Source organism: Mycolicibacterium phocaicum (assembly GCF_010731115.1).
GTDB lineage: Bacteria > Actinomycetota > Actinomycetes > Mycobacteriales > Mycobacteriaceae > Mycobacterium > Mycobacterium phocaicum.
The window spans coordinates 4,533,701-4,549,057 of record NZ_AP022616.1; the positions used below are offsets into that span (position 1 = coordinate 4,533,701).

13 protein-coding genes and 1 pseudogene are annotated in these 15,357 nt (G+C 67.2%); 6 read left to right on the forward strand and 8 right to left on the reverse strand.

The window, feature by feature from the left end; all coding sequences use genetic code 11:
• The first annotated feature begins 30 nt into the window (after positions 1-30).
• Genes G6N46_RS21680 through G6N46_RS21690 form a run of 3 tightly spaced genes read left to right on the forward strand, consistent with a single transcriptional unit; the run spans position 31 to position 3,360 of the window.
• Positions 31-813 (forward strand): SDR family NAD(P)-dependent oxidoreductase, encoded by a 783-nt coding sequence (locus G6N46_RS21680; RefSeq protein ID WP_138250835.1) that lies wholly within the window; start codon positions 31-33, stop codon positions 811-813.
• 31 nt (positions 814-844) lie between these two features.
• Entirely contained in the window at positions 845-2,377 is a 1,533-nt protein-coding gene (locus G6N46_RS21685) for a WS/DGAT/MGAT family O-acyltransferase (protein ID WP_138250834.1), read from the forward strand.
• 20 nt (positions 2,378-2,397) lie between these two features.
• Positions 2,398-3,360 carry a cation diffusion facilitator family transporter gene (locus G6N46_RS21690; protein ID WP_138250833.1) on the forward strand — a complete coding sequence of 321 codons (963 nt, stop codon included), beginning with the start codon at positions 2,398-2,400 and terminating at the stop codon, positions 3,358-3,360.
• Here the strand turns inward: G6N46_RS21690 and G6N46_RS21695 are convergent.
• A complete protein-coding gene (locus tag G6N46_RS21695; RefSeq protein WP_138250832.1) occupies positions 3,357-4,253 on the reverse strand; it encodes a LysR family transcriptional regulator in 897 nt (298 codons plus the stop codon). The genes G6N46_RS21690 and G6N46_RS21695 overlap by 4 nt on opposite strands.
• Before the next feature lie 92 nt (positions 4,254-4,345).
• On the opposite strand from G6N46_RS21695, the pseudogene G6N46_RS21700 reads away from it, so the two are divergent.
• Positions 4,346-6,649: pseudogene (locus tag G6N46_RS21700) on the forward strand (FdhF/YdeP family oxidoreductase).
• A 9-nt stretch (positions 6,650-6,658) separates the two neighbouring features.
• On the opposite strand, the gene G6N46_RS21705 reads toward G6N46_RS21700, so the two are convergent.
• The 6 genes from G6N46_RS21705 to echA20 form a co-directional block, all read right to left on the reverse strand.
• Entirely contained in the window at positions 6,659-7,651 is a 993-nt protein-coding gene (locus tag G6N46_RS21705; protein WP_138250831.1) for an FUSC family protein, read from the reverse strand.
• Between the two features lie 160 nt (positions 7,652-7,811).
• Positions 7,812-8,627 carry a lysophospholipid acyltransferase family protein gene (locus tag G6N46_RS21710; RefSeq protein ID WP_138250830.1) on the reverse strand — a complete coding sequence of 272 codons (816 nt, stop codon included), beginning with the start codon at positions 8,625-8,627 and terminating at the stop codon, positions 7,812-7,814.
• Positions 8,628-9,156: 529 nt separating this feature from the next.
• A complete protein-coding gene (gene ipdC, locus G6N46_RS21715) occupies positions 9,157-10,227 on the reverse strand; it encodes a (3aS,4S,5R,7aS)-5-hydroxy-7a-methyl-1-oxo-octahydro-1H-indene-4-carboxyl-CoA dehydrogenase (protein ID WP_061006868.1) in 1,071 nt (356 codons plus the stop codon).
• Positions 10,224-10,973 carry a cholesterol ring-cleaving hydrolase subunit IpdB gene (gene ipdB, locus G6N46_RS21720; RefSeq protein ID WP_061006867.1) on the reverse strand — a complete coding sequence of 250 codons (750 nt, stop codon included), beginning with the start codon at positions 10,971-10,973 and terminating at the stop codon, positions 10,224-10,226. Before ipdB ends, ipdC begins: the two co-directional genes overlap by 4 nt.
• A complete protein-coding gene (ipdA, locus tag G6N46_RS21725) occupies positions 10,970-11,869 on the reverse strand; it encodes a cholesterol ring-cleaving hydrolase subunit IpdA (RefSeq protein ID WP_138250829.1) in 900 nt (299 codons plus the stop codon). The genes ipdB and ipdA overlap by 4 nt, the downstream gene beginning before the upstream one ends.
• 1 nt (position 11,870) lies before the next feature.
• A complete protein-coding gene (echA20, locus tag G6N46_RS21730; RefSeq protein ID WP_138250828.1) occupies positions 11,871-12,626 on the reverse strand; it encodes a (7aS)-7a-methyl-1,5-dioxo-2,3,5,6,7,7a-hexahydro-1H-indene-carboxyl-CoA hydrolase in 756 nt (251 codons plus the stop codon).
• Between the two features lie 57 nt (positions 12,627-12,683).
• On the opposite strand from echA20, the gene G6N46_RS21735 reads away from it, so the two are divergent.
• Positions 12,684-13,448 (forward strand): SDR family oxidoreductase, encoded by a 765-nt coding sequence (locus tag G6N46_RS21735; RefSeq protein ID WP_138250827.1) that lies wholly within the window; start codon positions 12,684-12,686, stop codon positions 13,446-13,448.
• Between the two features lie 14 nt (positions 13,449-13,462).
• A complete protein-coding gene (locus G6N46_RS21740; RefSeq protein WP_138250826.1) occupies positions 13,463-14,368 on the forward strand; it encodes an SDR family oxidoreductase in 906 nt (301 codons plus the stop codon).
• A gap of 63 nt (positions 14,369-14,431) precedes the next feature.
• On the opposite strand, the gene G6N46_RS21745 is transcribed toward G6N46_RS21740, so the two are convergent.
• On the reverse strand, positions 14,432-15,349 hold the full coding sequence (locus G6N46_RS21745; RefSeq protein ID WP_138250825.1) for a TIGR03564 family F420-dependent LLM class oxidoreductase: 918 nt from the start codon (positions 15,347-15,349) through the stop codon (positions 14,432-14,434).
• Positions 15,350-15,357: the final 8 nt, after the last annotated feature.

A 15,357-nucleotide genomic window follows, 5' to 3' on the forward strand; every position in this document is an offset into this window, starting at 1 on the left:
GTGTGCAACATATCTGGATATGATGCACGAGTGACCCAGAGCGACGCATCTTCGATCCTTGATCTCTTCCGTCTCGATGGCCGCGTCGCGGTCGTCACCGGCGCCTCGAGTGGCCTCGGGGTCGGGTTTGCGCAGGCACTGGCCCAGGCCGGCGCCGACGTCGTACTCGGTGCGCGGCGTGAAGACCGGCTGGCCGAGACCAAGGCGCTCGTCGAAGCGGCAGGTCGCAAGGCCGTCGCCGTACGCACCGACGTCACCAACCCCGACGACTGCAAGGCGCTCGTGCAGGCTGCTGTCGATTCCTTCGGGCGCGTCGACATTCTGGTGAACAATGCGGGAGTGGGCACGGCCGTCCCGGCGACGCGCGAGACGCCCGAGCAGTTCCGGTCCGTCATCGACCTGAACCTGAACGGGTGTTACTGGATGGCGCAGGCGTGCGCCGCCCACATGCAGCCGGGCAGTTCGATCACCAACGTGAGCAGCATCCTCGGCCTGACCACCGCCGGCCTCCCGCAGGCGGCGTACGCGTCATCGAAGGCGGGCCTGATCGGTCTGACCCGGGACCTCGCCCAGCAGTGGACGGGACGCAAGGGCATCCGCGTCAACGCCCTGGCGCCCGGATTCTTCGCCTCCGAGATGACCGAGCAGTACGCGGACGGCTACTTCGAGAGCACCGTCCTGCCCCGAACCCTGGCCGGAAGGCTCGGGCGCACAGAGGAACTCAGTGCCGCGCTGATCTTCCTGGCCAGCGATGCCAGCAGCTACGTCACCGGAATCACCCTGCCCGTCGAGGGTGGCCTGCTCACCAGCTGAGCGTCAAAAACCATCTAGGAGAAGAACACTCGTGAAGCAGCTCAGCGGCATGGACGCCACTTTCCTCTACCTGGAGACGCCGACGACATTCGGTCACGTCACCGGGCTGATGATCTTCGAGCGGCCCAGCGAGGAGTTCGATCCGTACAGTGCCGTCCATGCGAAGTACGCCTCACTCATCGGTGAACTCGAACCGTTGCGCCGGCGACTCGTCGAGGTGCCGCTGGGTCTCGACCACCCGTACTGGGTCGACGACCCGAACTTCGACCTCGACTTCCACATCCGCGAAATCCATTTGGCCCGGCCGGGAATGGTCGACCAGCTGGCCGACCAGGTGTCCCGCATCGTCGGCCGCCCGATGGACCGGAGCCGGCCGCTGTGGGAGGTCTACGTCATCGACGGCCTGGACAACGGCAACTGGGCGATGCTGACCAAGTACCACCACGCCACCATCGACGGGGCCGCCGGACAGCTGATGCTCAACATCCTGACCGACACCGAACCGGACGCCACACCGCCCGGCCCCGGCCCGGCCTGGGAACCCGAATCCCTGCCCAGCGACATCGACCTGCTGCGCAGGGCCGTCATCAACCTGGCGGGCCATCCGGTCAAGGCGCTGCGGTTCCAGACCCGGCTGGTCGGCCAGCTCGCCGACGCCGCGGGCATCGACAGTATCGGCAGCGCCGCCAGCAAGGCCGGATCGGCCATCAAAGCCATTGCGCGCCTTGGTAAAGAAGACGGCCCGAGGATTCCGCTACCCACCTCGGCCGCGCCGCCCACCCCGTGGAACAAGCCCATCACCGGGCATCGTCGGTTCGCAATGCGCACCGCGTCGCTGGAGAACGTCAAGCAGCTCAAGACCGCGACGGGCGGCACGGTCAACGACATCGTGATGGCGATCTGCGCCGGCGGTCTGCGCAGCTACCTGCAGGCCCACGACGCGCTGCCCGACGGCCCACTGCGGGCCATGGTGCCGGTGTCGATCCGCACCGGCGACGAAGAGGACCCCTGGACCAACCGGGTGTCCGCGATCTTCCCCGAACTGCCGACCGACTGCGCCGACCCACTCGAGCGCGTGGCCCGCTGCCGCGCGGCGATGCTCGACGCGAAGCGCCTGCTGAATCTGGTGCCCGCCAGTCAACTCGGTGACATGGCGCAGGTGTCGGCTCCGGTGCTCTCGACATCCGCGATGCGGCTGGCGTCCCGCTTCGGGCTGGCACACCGCATCGCGGCCACGCCCTTCAACCTGGTGATCTCGAATGTGCCCGGTCCGCGCAAGCCGCTGTACTTCGCGGGGGCACAGCTGGTCAATCAGTTCCCGGTCTCGATCGTCACCGAAGGACAGGGACTCAACATCACCGTCGTGAGCTATCTGGATCGCCTGGACTTCGGCTTCATCGTCGACCGCGAGTTGGTGCCCGACGTGTGGGACTTGGCGGACATGCACATCGACGAGATCGGCCGGCTCATGGCGGCCAGCGGCGCCCAGTGGGTGCAGGAGCCGCAGCCCCCGGCGCCGCGACGTGGACCGGTCCGCGTCGTTCAACCCGGCGACGCCTACTGACGGGCTCTAGTGTTGAAGGGATGAGTGGTTCGGGCGACGAGAGTTTTCTGACAGTCGTCGTCGCACTCGGTGCCAACGCCCTGATCGCGGTGGCCAAGACCGTCGCCGCCGTCGTCACGGGCAGCGCGTCGATGCTCGCCGAGTCGGCGCATTCCTGGGCGGACACCGGCAACGAGGTGTTCCTGCTGATCGGCACCCGGCAGTCGGACAAGCCGGCCGATGCCGAACACCGGCTGGGCTACGGCCGGGCGGGCTACATCTGGTCGATGTTCGCGGCCTTCGGGTTGTTCACCGTCGGCGCCGTGGTGTCGATCTGGCACGGCATCCAGTCCCTCAACGGCGAAGGCGAGGCGACGTCCTACGGCTGGGCCTATGCCGTGCTCGCGGTCTCGTTCGTGTTGGAGGGATCGTCGTTCCTGCAAGCGCTGTCGCAGACGAAGTCCGGCGCGCTCGAGCGACGGATCCATCCGCTGCGCTACATCCGCGTCACGTCGAACCCCATGCTGCGCGCGGTCTTCGCCGAGGACCTGTCGGCCCTCATCGGCATCGTGATCGCGACGGGCGGCATCTTGGCGCACCAACTCACCGGCAACGCGGTCTGGGACGCCATCGGCTCGATCCTGGTCGGACTGCTTCTCGGGGGCGTGGCGCTGTTCCTCATCGGGCGCAACATGGATTTCCTGACGGGGGAGTCCGTCACGCCGCTCGCGCGCAACAACGCCCTGCTGGCCCTACTCGACCACCACGACATCGAGCGGGTCAGTTATCTGCACATGGAATGGGTTGGCGCGAACCGGATTTATCTCGTCGCGGCCGTCGACCTCGTCGGTGACGCCGCCGAATCGAACGTCGCCGCGCGGCTCAACGCCATCGCCGACGCGTTGGCGGACCGCCCGGAAATCGTGCGCGCCGTGCTGACCCTGACCCGGCCGGGCGACACCACTGATCTGCGTCCGACCGCGCTGCCCGAGTGGTATCGCTAGTCGGGGTTGATCGGCGCGCGGTGCGCCGTCGCGACCAACGCGCGCGCCAGCACCGAGCCGGGCTCGGCGGCGCTGGTGACCAGCGCGACCGTCGCTGTCACCTGCGGTTCGTCCAACGGCACCACCCGCATTCCGTCGGGCGGGCGCAAAGTGTCCAGCCAGGTCTGGGGGACGATGCTCGCCCACCGGCCACCGCTGACGTGCGCCAGCAGGGACACCACCGAATCCGCCTCGAGCCGCGGCGTCGCCGTCAGGCCGTGCGCCGCGAGGACGTCGTCGAGCAGCTGCCGGCCGCGCATCCCGGTGTTCAACAGGCACAGTGGCAGTTCCAGGGCGTCGGACCAGGTCAGCGGATTCGGCTGGCTGGCAAGCAGTTCGGCGCCGGCGATCAGCACTTGCCGTTCTTCATAGAGCGGCGTGACCGTCAGACCGGCGGTGTCGACGCCGTCGGGGTAGATGACTCCGGCGTCGAGTTCGAATCGGCGGATGCGTTCGACGATGCCCGCCGAACGCAGACTGCTCTCCAATTGCACTCGTACCAAAGGATGTTCGAGGCAGAAGGGATCAGTCAGAAGGGCCACCGTGCCCGACGCGGCCGGGATGACGCCGAGCCGTAGCTCGCCCGTCAGACCCGTCTGCAACGCGGTGACCTCGTGGATGAGTGCGTCGTGATCGGCCAGAATCCGGCGGGCCCACAGCACCAGCCGTTCGCCTTCGGGCGTCAGACCCTCGAAGCTCTGCCCACGCCGCACCAGCGGCACCTTGAGTTCGTTCTCGAGCTTGCGGATGGCCTCGGACAACGCTGGTTGCGAGACGTAGCAGGCGGCAGCGGCGCGCGCGAAGTGCTTCTCGCGGGCGAGCGCCACGAAGTATTCGAGCTGGCGGAAGAGCATGGATTATTCGATCACGGCTGATAGGTGGCGCCTATCAGGCTTTCGAAAATTGCCCTTGGACGTGGGGCTCTCCTGCCTAGCAGACTTGTCCCATGACCGACCGGAGCACCGAGCAGCGAACCGAGTCTGACGAGCAGGGCGAACCTGAGTTCAAGCCCTACCATCATCCCGCCGCCGGCTGGGGCGCGGCGATCAGCGTCACCAAGTTCCTGGCGCGTGAGCGTGAACCCATCAGTGGACCGCACGCGATCATGAAGATGAACCACGAGGACGGTGGCTTCGACTGCCCGGGCTGCGCCTGGCCCGACGACATGAAGGGCCTCAAGCTCGACATCTGTGAGAACGGCATCAAGCACGTCACGTGGGAGATGACGCACAAGCGCTGTGGGCCGGAGTTCTTTGCCTAGCACACGGTTTCGGAACTGGCGGAGTGGAGCGACTTCGCGCTCGAAGACACCGGCCGGCTCACCGAGCCGATGGTGTACGACGCCGAGACCGACCGATACAAGCCCATCAGTTGGCGCGACGCCTTCGACCTCGTCGGCCGCGCACTGGCGGAACTCGACGACCCGAACCAGGCGTCGTACTACACATCGGGGCGGCTGGGCAATGAGGCGACGTTCCTCTACCAACTGCTGGCCCGGGAGCTGGGCACCAACAACCTGCCCGACTGCTCCAACATGTGCCACGAGGCCAGCGGCCGCGCCATGCAGGCGGCGCTGGGCACCGGCAAGGGCACCGTCGACCTCGAGGACTGGGAGACCGCGGACGCGCTGTTCGTCATCGGCGTCAACGCCGCGTCCAATGCGCCCCGCATGCTCACCGCGCTGTCGGAGGCCTACCGGCGCGGCGCGCAGATCGTGCACATCAACCCGCTCGTCGAGGCCGGCGCCACCAAGACCATCATCCCGCACGACTTCCTGCGGATGGCGACCTTCAAGTCGACCAAGACCAGCACGCTGAACCTGCAGCCCCGCATCGGCGGCGACATGGCCCTGATCCGCGGTATCGCCAAAGTTGTTCTGGAACAGTCGGAAACGGACCCGAAGGCACTCGACATCGAGTTCATCGAGCGGTACACCACCGGGTTCGAGGCCTACCGGGCGGCGGTCGAGGCCACCTCGTGGGACGAGATCGTCTACAAGTCCGGGGTGTCGGAACGCGATATCCGCAGGGCCGCCAAGATTTACCGCGACTCGGACCGCAGCATCATCAGCTGGTGCCTCGGCGTCACCCAGCACGAGCACGGTGTCGACAGCGTCCGGGAGATCGTGAATCTGCTTCTGCTGCGCGGCAATCTGGGTCGCGAGGGTGCCGGGCCGTCACCCGTGCGCGGGCACAGCAACGTGCAGGGCAACCGCACCTGCGGCATCGACCACCGGCCGACCGAGGAGTTCCTGGCCCGGCTGGGTGAGGTCTGCGGCATCGACCCTCCTCGCGCGCACGGTCTCGACACCGTCCACACCATCGAGGGCATGCACAGCGGCGACGTCAAGGTGTTCATCGGTATGGGCGGCAATTTCGCCAGTGCCGCACCGGATACCGCGTACACCTTCGCGGGCCTGCAGAAGTGCGAGCTCACCGTCCAGGTCAGCACCAAACTGAACCGCAGCCACGTCATTCACGGGCGGCAGGCGCTCATCCTGCCGTGTCTGGGCCGCACCGAGAAAGACCATCAGAAGGAGGGCATCCAGTCCACCTCGGTCGAGGACTCGATGAGCATGGTGCACCTGTCGGTCGGCATGAAGAAGCCGGCCTCACCGCACCTGCTGTCCGAGCCGGCGATCATTGCGGGCATCGCCGCGGCCGCGCTGCCGAACAGCCAGACGCCGTGGCACTGGTACGTCGAGGACTACGACCGCATCCGCGACACGATGGCGAAGGTGCTCAACGGTTTCGAGGACTTCAACCGGCGGGTGCGGCTGCCGCTGGGCTTCCGGATCAAGCAGCCCGCGCGGGAGCTGGTCTTCCTGACGCCGTCGGGTCGCGCGGAGTTCTCGGCCGTCGAGCTGCCCGACGACACGGTCAGTGAAGGCACGCTGATCCTGGCGACTCTGCGCTCGCATGATCAGTGGAACACCACGGTGTACTCCGACAACGATCGCTACCGCGGTATCAAGAACCTGCGCACGCTCATCTTCATGAATGAGCGCGACATGGCCGACCGCGGCATCAAGGAGTTCGACGACGTCGACATCGTGGCCACCGCGCGCGACGGCAGCGTCCGCTCACTGCGCCGCTACAAGGCGGTGCCGTACGGCATCCCGCGCGGCAACGCGGCCGGCTACATGCCCGAGATGAATGTGCTCTGTGCCATCGGCGATTTCAGCACGCAGAGCGACCAGCCGATCATGAAGAACGTCAAGGTGACCGTCACGAAGTCGGCGGGCGCTTAGCGCCGCGCGTTACTCGCGAGTGCCCGGCAACAGCATCGACACCGCGATGGCGGCGGTGACGCCGATGATGGTGTCAATGCCGCGAGCGGCCAGCAGCACGAGCGGTTCGGTGGGTGCGGCAAGGTCGGTCATCAGCATGATCAGCGGGGTGAAGAAACCCAGCGCCACGGCGTGGTGGTGCGCCATGAACAGTTCGGTGGGGAACAGCAGCGCCATCACGCAGATCGCCAGCACGTACGGGCTGGGCCCCGGCACCAGCAGCGCGGCCGCCACGGCCAGTCCGATGAAAGTGCCGCCCAGACGGTGGATTCCGCGTCTGATCCGGCCACTGGCATCGGCGGCCGCCAGCGGTCCGGCGGCCGCGGCGATGGCCCAGTTGGCATGGTCGACACCCAGTGCCAGGCCGGCGGTGCCCGCGGCGGTGATGGCGAGCGCGTAGCGGCCGGCGTGGACCAGCACGTCGCGGTGGTTCGGCAGGCTGAGGCGGATGGTCGGCGTCATGGCCCGCGGCGCGTCGAGCACACCCAACAGGACACACAGCAAAGCTGTTGCGGCACAAAGCAAGATCGCCGACGATGGCGCCACCCGGCCGGCAGGTACCGTGGCAATGGCACCGAGAGCGAAAACGCCGTAGAACGGCCCCTCCGGCTTGAGCACCAGGTAGTCGGTCACGACAGAGCCCACAGTGGCGAACGCCACCGCAGCGATGACCAGGACAGCCGGTGGCACATGGGAATTGGCGAGCAGCACGCCGATGGCCACACCGAGGACCAGGATCACACCGCCCTGCGTCTGGTGAGCGAATCGCCGGGCGCGGGTTTCGGTGCGGCCGTACATGCCGGTGATCGCACCGAACACCGCGTAGATGATCAGGTCGGGGCGTCCCGCCGCCAGCAGCGCGATGCCGGGGATGGCCAGCCCGAGCGCGACCCGCAGTGCCGGCCGATGGTCTTCCATCGGCGGGGTCATGGCCCGGCGCACGCGCATGTAGACGGTGCGCATCGGCTCACTCCGATCGATGAAACGACTGGCTGAATCAGGTTGTCGTATCCGGGGAGCGGCCGTCAAAGTGGAAATACCGAGCAGGTGATCGGCGGCGCCTATCGGCCGGCGGCAGCTACTCGCGGCTGGCGGGAGGTGCCCCTACTCGCGGAGGCAACCGTTACCCGAAGACAGGGAAGCTGCGGCGCTTGGCGAGCCGGTCCATGCCGGACTGGATGGCGAACTGCACCTCGTCGTACACCTTGTCGACGTAGGCGGCGTCGTTGGCGCGCTCGGGGTCGGTGTCGACGTAGATCGGGTCGAGCAGCTCGGTGCGGATTTTCGCGGGCAGCGGCAGGTGCATCGGCAGCACCTCGACGGCCAGCGGGAACGGGAAGCCGGCGATGATCGGCATATTGGCGCCACGCAACCGCTTTCCGAGGCCGCTCCACTTGGCCAGGAACTTGCCCTCGTTGAGCACGAAGAGGGTGTCGTGCCCACCGACCGTCGCCACCGGGACGATCGGCACACCGGACCGGATCGCCTGCTTCACAAAGCCTTTGCGACCGCCGAGGATCGCCTTGTCACGGTCGCGCCAGGTGCGCATGGCGTCGAGCTCACCGCCCGGCCACACCACGACGTCGCGCCCGGCGGCAAGCGCATTCGTCACCCCGTCGCGTGACGCGGGGATGACGCCGACGGCGCGGAAGTAGTCACCGAGACCGGGGGCACCCATCAGCACGTCGTGCGCGGTGCCGTGCAGGATGCGCTGCCCGTCGAAATGCCGGTACCAGGAGTGCACCAGGGTCCAGGCGTCCATGGTCAGGGAGCCGCCGGAGTGAATGCCGATCAGCAGCGACGGCTCGTCGGGCACCTTGTGCCAGCCGTCGATCTCGAGCCGGAAGTAGTGGTCGCACAGGAAGTTCCAGATCGGGTTCTGGACGTACCGCATGAAGGTCGGGTTGGGGACGCTCGGAGCGGTGTTCAGCGTGGTCATGAGTCCTCGTTTGCAGGGTCTGGCCGTCCGCGGCGCCTGCCGAGTGCGCGGACCATGGCATTGATCGCGGCAAGGGGCAGAACCGGGAGCAAGGTGACGACGATGTAGGCCACACCACCGATGACAGTCATTCGACCGGTTACCTCTCTGGTGCGGTTTGTCGAGCCTGTTGTAGCAGGTAGGAACCTTGCCGCTGGGGTCGATGACCACGCTACGGAGAGCGTGGACGTGCCGCGACATCCTCGGGGGCCGAAGATCCGGCGTAATTTCGCGGATATGTTGTCGCGAGAAGCCAACGTCCTCTGCTGGAGTTGACAGTCCGGGTGAATGTTGCTGCGCAGCGGCTACGGCCGGTGGTGCGGGTTGTAGTTGTTCACGTTGATCGTGCGCCCAGGATCCTCGCTACTCGACCTTTGTCTGCGTCAGCGCACAGTCAACGCCCACAAGGCATTTGCTTGTCGAGTGCCCAGTACGCGAAAGCCCCCAAATCGACGAAGATTTGGGGGCTATGCGCCGGCTCGGGCGGGAACTAGACGATGTAGCTCGTCGCCGCCTGCAGATGTGCGATGGCCTCGTCGGCGATTCGTGGCACCAGCTCGGCGCACGACGGCAGACTGTCGATGATGCCGGCCACCTGGCCCGACGCCAGCACGCCCGCCTCGGTGTTGCCTTCCACCAGACCGGCTTTCAGCAGCATCGGGGTGTTGGCGGCCATGACGACCTGCGACCAGGTCAGGTCCTTGCCGTGGCGCATGGCCAGGCCGTCCTTGACCATCGAACGCCAGGTCATGCCCGACATCTTCTTGAACTTCTGGGCATTGCCGACCGCGGCGACGAAACCGCGTACCGGCGAACCGCTTTCGAGCTTCTCGACCAACCCGGTCCGCAGCACCCGGTGCGGCATGCCGTCGACGCGGGTCGACACCACGGTGCCGTCGAGGGCGGCTTCCAGGTAACGCTGCTTGACGGCATCGGGGACGGTCGAGTCCGACGTCAGCAGGAACCGCGTGCCCATCGCGACGCCGGCGGCGCCGTAGGACAGCGCGGCCGCCAGGCCACGACCGTCGAAGAAACCACCCGCGGCGATTACCGGCATGCCGGTGTCCTTCACGGCGTCCAGCACCGACGGCAGCAGCAGCGTGGTGGCGATCGGGCCGGTGTGGCCACCGCCCTCGCCGCCCTGGACGATCACCGCGTCGGCGCCCCAGCTCGCCACCTTCTTGGCGTGCTTGGCCAGGCCGACCGACGGGATCACCACGACGCCGGCAGCTTTCAGCTTGGCGATCAGCTCGGGCCTGGGCGCCAGGGCGAAGGAGGCGACTTTGACTCCTTCGCGGATCAGGAGGTCGCACCGGGCATCCGCGTCACCGGCGTCGGCACGCATGTTGATGCCGAACGGCTTGTCGGTGGCCGCCTTGACCTTGGTGACGGCGGTCTGCAGCTCGTCCAGCGTCATCGTCGCCGACGCCAGGATGCCGAGACCGCCGGCGTTGGAGGTGGCCGCGACCAGACGCGCGCCGGCCACCCAGCCCATGCCGGTCTGCACGACCGGATACTCGATGCCGACCAGTTCGGTCAGCGGCGTCTTGAGCTTGCTCACGCCTTGACTTCCTTGTCGCGGAACGACTTCGGGTCGATCACCTCGCGCAGCAGCTGCAGTTCGTCGGCTGTCGGCAGGCGGGTCTCACCGGCGGCGTCCAGGCCGTGCACCTCGAACGAGGTGTTGTCGGCGACCTCGTCGGCCGTCACACCCGGGTGCAGCGACACCGCGCGCATCTGGTGCTCGGGGCCGTTGAAATCGAACACACCGAGGTTGGAGACCACCTGGTAGACGTTCAGGAAGCGGTACGCGGGGTTGGCCGGATCGACCTTGTCCCAACCGATTCCGGAGACGATGTCGACCGACTCGGCGAACACCCGCTTGGTGTGGTTGCCCACGAAGTAGCTCGTCGCATGGTTGATGCTGTTGCCGGGCGCGCCGCGGACACCGAACATCTGGCGGGTCGGCTGCTGGATCGGGCCGAAGGCCGACAGATTCTGGTTGCCGTAGCGGTCGATCTGGTTGGCGCCCATGACCACATGGCGACGGCCCCAGGCCAGCGTCTCGAAAACGCGGTTGAACGGCATCCAGCCCTCGACGGCGAACGGGGCCCCGATCGCCGGGGTGTCGGCCAGCATGCGGGCCTCACCGTCGGTGATCACGATGTCGGGGGAGAAGGTCAGCCGGGCCAGGCGGGCCCCGATCTGCACGACGGTCGTCATGGGGCTGGCCATGATTTCCCCTGCGTCACGGAACAACTCGGCGCAGGCGACGGCGCAGACCTCGGCGCGAGTTGCGTCACTCACTTTGCGGCCTCCTTCTGGGCTGCTTGGGCCTCGGCGAACTTACGGACGGCCGCCTGGTAGTCGGCCTCGGTTCCGGACAGGTAGGTCTTGACGAATTCGGCCCAGGTCTCGTCCGAGCCGGCGGCTTCGGCGTAGTGCCGCTGGAACTTCTCGTCGCGCCGGTAGTCCGGCTCGTTGGTGGTGAAATGGGCGCCGTTCGGGGCCTCGACCACGGTGTCGACCATCATGCGGTTGATGATCTGCTGCTGCGGCACAACCGACTTCACCAGTTCCTCGGTGGAGACGATCTTCTCGACCGACAGGTGGCGGCGCTTGGCCGACATCAGGAACAGGTCGTCGAAGTAGGGGTCGATGCCGGTGTAGGCGGCGTTGCCCTTCACGTCACCCAGGTTCATGTGCACGAACGCGGCGTCGAGGTTCAGCGCCGGCATGGCCACCAATTCTTCGTAGCCGTTCCCGGTGCTGTAAGGCGACTTCACGGTCTTGAGCTCGTCACCCCAGAAGGCGCGGACGTCACTGCCGAGCCCGGCGCGGATCGGCAGGAACGGAAGGCGTTGTGCGGCAGCCTGCAGGCCGCAGCGGAGCATGCCCTCGTCCATCTCGCGGGCCTCGATGGCGCCTTCCATGCGGCGGCGCGCGAACCACGGGTCGTAGAACGGTGGCGAGTCCAGCGACACGAAGCCGTAGTAGACGCGCTTGACCTTGCCTGCGGCACAGAGCAATCCGAGGTCCGGCCCGCCGTAGGTCACGACGGTCAGGTCGGTGACGTCGGTACGCAGCAGCGCCCGGACGAAGGCCATCGGCTTGCGGCGCGAACCCCAGCCGCCGATGCCGATGGTCATGCCGCTTTCGATCTCGGCGACCGCGGCATCGAGAGTTGTTGTCTTGTCTGCCATTCTATTTCGACCCCTTGTTGGTCCCCGCGAACTCGTCGCGGTGCTCGTCGGATACGCCGGACAGATTCAGTTCGAAGGTGAAGCCCTGCTCCATGCGATAGCGCGCGTTGACGGGCTGCACGTCGATGAAGTTCAGTGCCTCCTTGGCGGCGCGGATGACGCGGGTGTCCTTGCTCGCGATGTCGCGCGCGACGCGCAGCGCGGCCTCGTCGAGCTCCTCGCGCGGCACGACCTCGTGCACGGAGCCGAAGTGCTGCAACGTCGTCGCGGGCACGGTCGAGGCGGTGAAGAACAGCCGGCGCATCATGTGCTGCGGGACGAGGCGCGACAGGTGGGTGGCCGCGCCCAGGGCGCCGCGCTCGACCTCGGGCAGGCCGAATTTGGCGTCGTCGGAAGCGACGATGACGTCAGCGTTGCCGACCAGGCCGATACCACCACCGACGCAGAAACCGTTGACGGCCGCGATGACCGGGACCTGGCATTCGTAGACCGCGCGGAATGCCTCGTAGCAGCCGCGGTTGGCATCGATCAGGGCGCCGAAGCCCTCGGTGTTCTGCATTTCCTTGATGTCGACGCCGGCGTTGAAGCCACGTCCCTCGGCCCGCAGGATCACCACATGCGTGCTCTTGTCGCGCCCGGCGGCGGTGATCTGGTCGGCCAGCTCGAACCAACCTGCCGACGGGATGGCGTTGACCGGCGGGTAGTTCACGGTGACCGAGACGATGCCCGGTTCGACTGTCTTGGTGGTGATGGTCATCAGTCACTTCCTGGGGGACGGGTACCTAAGCAAGCACTTGCTTGGTACGCTAGCACAGTGACTGCTGGAATCAATCTGCAATTGGCCGGTCGCGTGGTGCTGGTCACCGGCGGTGTACGCGGCGTCGGCGCCGGCATCAGCGCGGTGTTCGCCGAGCAGGGCGCCACGGTGATCACCTGTGCGCGGCGTGAGGTCGAGGGGTTGCCCTACGAGTTCCACGCCTGCGACGTGCGTGACGACGCCGCGGTCAAGGCCATGATCGACGCCATCGTCGCCAAGCACGGCAGGCTCGACGTCGTCGTCAACAACGCCGGTGGCTCGCCGTTCGCGCTGGCCGCCGATGCGTCGGCCAAGTTCAGCACCAAGATCATCGAGCTCAACCTGATTGCGCCGCTGCTGGTTTCGACGCACGCCAACGCAGTGATGCAGCAGCAGGACACCGGCGGCGTGATCGTCAACATCTCCAGCGTCAGCGCCCACCGGCCGACCCCGGGCACCGGTGCGTACGGTGCCGCCAAGGCCGGCATCGACAGCCTGACCACGACGCTCGCCGTCGAATGGTCGCCCAAGGTCCGGGTGAACTCCGTCATCGTCGGCATGGTCGAGACCGAGCAGTCCGAGCTGTTCTACGGCGACGCCGAGTCGGTCGCTGCCGTCGCTGCGACGGTGCCGCTCAAGCGACTGGCCAAACCCACCGATATCGGCTGGGCCGCAGCATTTTTGGCTTCCGAGGCCGCGTCGTACGTCAGCGGTGCGTCCCTCGAAGTGCATGGTGGCGGCGAGCCGCCGCATTATCTCGAAGCGTCAAGCGCCAACAAGTAAAAGGGAGAGATCAAATGGGATTGCTCGACGGCCGCGTGGTCATCGTGACGGGTGCCGGTGGCGGAATCGGGCGTGAGCACGCGCTCGCGTTCGCCGCTGAGGGTGCCCGCGTCGTGGTCAACGACATCGGTGTCGGCCTGGACGGTTCGCCCGCCGGTGGCGGCAGCGCCGCACAGAACGTGGTCGACGAGATCGTCGCCGCCGGTGGCGAGGCCGTGGCCAACGGCTCGAACGTCGCCGACTGGAACCAGGCCGCGGCCCTGATCCAGCAGGCCGTCGACACGTACGGCACGCTCGACGTGCTGGTGAACAATGCCGGCATCGTCCGCGACCGCATGTTCGCCAACGCCACCGAAGAGGAATTCGACGCCGTCACCGCGGTGCACCTCAAGGGACACTTCGCGACCATGAAGCATGCCGCCGCGTACTGGCGGGCCAAGTCCAAGGCGGGCGAGACCGTGGACGCCCGCATCATCAACACCAGCTCGGGCGCCGGCCTGCAGGGCAGCGTCGGGCAGGCCACTTACAGCGCCTCCAAGGCCGGCATCGCTGCGCTGACGCTCGTCGCCGCGGCCGAGATGGGTCGCTACGGCGTCACCGCCAATGCCATTGCGCCGTCGGCGCGTACCCGCATGACGGAGACCGTCTTCGCCGACATGATGGCCACTCAGGACCAGGCCTTCGATGCCATGGCCGCGGAGAACATCTCCCCGCTGGTGGTCTGGCTGGGCAGCGTCGAGTCGCGCGATGTCACCGGCAAGACGTTCGAGATCGAGGGCGGCAAGATTCGCATCGCCGAGGGCTGGGCGCACGGCCCCGAGATCGACAAGGGTGCCAAGTGGGACCCGGCCGAGCTGGGCCCCGTCGTCGCCGATCTGCTCGCCAAGGCACGTCCCGCGGTGCCGGTCTACGGCTCGTAAGCAACCCGCTCGAAAGCGTCCCCGCAACGGATCACGTTGCGGGGAAGCTTTTTTGGTGCTGCCTCACAATGCTGCGGCGACATCCCAGATCGGTTCCAGCGCCGCGACTCCCGTGCGGACGAGGGGGCTCAGCACGATGTCTGTCGCGCCCGCCGCGAGGTACCGCCGCAGTTGAGCGGACACCTGCGCGGCAGTGCCGACCGCCGCGAGATCGATGACGGAGTCGACGCCTTCGCGTTCGATCACCTTCGCGTACGACGGGATGGTGGTGTAGAACTCGAGGGCCTCGGCCGCGCGGGCTCGACCCTCGTCGACGTCGTCGGTCACCAGGACCGGTACCGCGGCGATCACTTTGGGCGCGGGCCGGCCGGCTGCGGTTGCCGCGGCGGTGATGGTCGGCACGATGAAATCCTCGATGGTGCGCGGCCCGGCGAGATAGGGCAGTGTGCCGTCCGCCAGTTCTCCCGTCACGCGTAATGCCTTGGGCCCCATGGCCGCGACGTAGACCGGGAGGGGAGTGCCGCCGGCGATCGTCACCGGGAACTGCGGGGCCGCGGTGAACTCGTCGCCGTGGAAGTCGACGGTGCCGGTGTCCAGGATCGACCGGAGCACCTGCAGATGTTCGCGCAGCCGGCCGATGGTGTTCGGCCATGCGGTTCCGAAAGCCACCTGTTCGGGACCATGCGCCCCCAGACCGAGGCCGAGGCTGAAGTTGCCGCTGGTGGCCGCTTGGGCGGTCAGCGCCTGGGAGGCGAGCGTCAGCGGGTGGCGTGGGTTGACCGGTACGACGAACGTACCGACGGCGAGACCCGGCACTGCGGCGCCGACGTACCCGGCCAGCGAGATGGCGTCGTGGTCGAACTGCTGGGCTATCCAGACCTGACCCACGCCGGCGTTGTAGGCGCGGCGGGCCTGGTCGATCGCGGCAGCGACATGATTGGCGGAACTACGGTCGGGATCGAGGACAACTCCGGTCGGCATACCAACGA

Coding starts and splice junctions, on each gene's coding strand:
- G6N46_RS21690 (WP_138250833.1), top strand. CDS start 2,398: ATGAGTGGTTCGGGCGACGAGAGTTTTCTGACAGTCGTCGTCGCACTC.
- G6N46_RS21695 (WP_138250832.1), bottom strand. CDS start 4,253: ATGCTCTTCCGCCAGCTCGAATACTTCGTGGCGCTCGCCCGCGAGAAG.
- G6N46_RS21705 (WP_138250831.1), bottom strand. CDS start 7,651: ATGCGCACCGTCTACATGCGCGTGCGCCGGGCCATGACCCCGCCGATG.
- G6N46_RS21710 (WP_138250830.1), bottom strand. CDS start 8,627: ATGACCACGCTGAACACCGCTCCGAGCGTCCCCAACCCGACCTTCATG.
- ipdA (WP_138250829.1), bottom strand. CDS start 11,869: ATGGCAGACAAGACAACAACTCTCGATGCCGCGGTCGCCGAGATCGAA.
- echA20 (WP_138250828.1), bottom strand. CDS start 12,626: ATGACCATCACCACCAAGACAGTCGAACCGGGCATCGTCTCGGTCACC.
- G6N46_RS21740 (WP_138250826.1), top strand. CDS start 13,463: ATGGGATTGCTCGACGGCCGCGTGGTCATCGTGACGGGTGCCGGTGGC.
- G6N46_RS21745 (WP_138250825.1), bottom strand. CDS start 15,349: ATGCCGACCGGAGTTGTCCTCGATCCCGACCGTAGTTCCGCCAATCAT.